Raw genomic sequence first — 442 nt, forward strand, 5'->3', positions numbered from 1 at the left:
AACTGCTATAGGATAAGCTGGATTCTTATCGACTGTCACGACACGAGGCTCAGAAATATGAAAAGACTGCAAAGCTTTCTTGAAGAATCGCTTTGCAGCCTTATGGTTTCTTGCTTTGCTTAGGTAAAAATCGATGGTATTTCCTTTCGAATCGACAGCACGATACAGGTACATCCATTGACTTTTTACTTTGATATATGTTTCATCGACTCTCCAAGAGTCATTGGTTTGCTTGAGATGACGACGGATTCTTTTGTCTAATTCAGGACCATACTGATGAACCCAACGCATAATCGTTGTATGAGCAACGGATAAGCCCCGTTCCTCCATCATTTCCACCAAATCACGAAAGCTCAAGTTGTACCGTAGGTACCATCTTACTGTTTGCAAAATAATATCATGATGATAATGCTTCCACTTGAATAAATTTCGCTTTTCCATA

At 39.6% G+C, this 442-nt stretch carries 1 protein-coding gene; it reads right to left on the minus strand.

The annotated features are described in order from the left end of the window. A partial coding sequence (locus tag JDS96_RS30715; protein WP_199669120.1) for an IS6 family transposase occupies window positions 1-441 on the minus strand: 441 nt, incomplete at its 3' end. Window position 442: the final 1 nt, after the last annotated feature.

Origin of the sequence: Bacillus cereus group sp. N21 (assembly GCF_016483395.1) — a bacterium.
Classification (GTDB): domain Bacteria; phylum Bacillota; class Bacilli; order Bacillales; family Bacillaceae_G; genus Bacillus_A; species Bacillus_A pseudomycoides.